Genomic DNA, 306 nt, shown 5'->3' with positions numbered 1-306 from the left:
TGCAATGTCCTTGGCACGGCCCAGCGCATCGGCGGCAAGGGCTTTTTCAAAGTTTGCATAGCGGTTGGGCGTGTCGTGGAAGCGTGCAAGGGTTTCGTGGAGGGTAGAGGCCGGATAATCTGCCAGCTGGTTCTGGAATTTGCCCAGAGTCTCGGCAACAGTGCGGAAGTCGGCCTCGCTGCCCACCTGCTGCAGGCAGATGGTGTCCTCTACAAAGTCGTAGGCACGCCACGCGCCGCCCTAGGCATCCAGATGGCAGGCCGCGCCGGACAGGGTGGGGATCACGTTCAGGGTCTCCCGTGCCGG

The 306-nt window shown here is 62.7% G+C and carries 1 pseudogene; it reads right to left on the bottom strand.

Features of this window, described 5'->3' with window-relative positions:
- Positions 1-186 (bottom strand): annotated as a pseudogene (locus P0G09_RS18075) (mucin desulfatase); the annotation flags it as partial.
- Between the last annotated feature and the right edge of the window lie 120 nt (positions 187-306).

Source organism: Faecalibacterium sp. DFI.5.82, assembly GCF_029076575.1.
Taxonomy (GTDB): domain Bacteria; phylum Bacillota; class Clostridia; order Oscillospirales; family Ruminococcaceae; genus Faecalibacterium; species Faecalibacterium duncaniae.
This window is presented reverse-complemented; position numbering and strand designations above follow the sequence as displayed.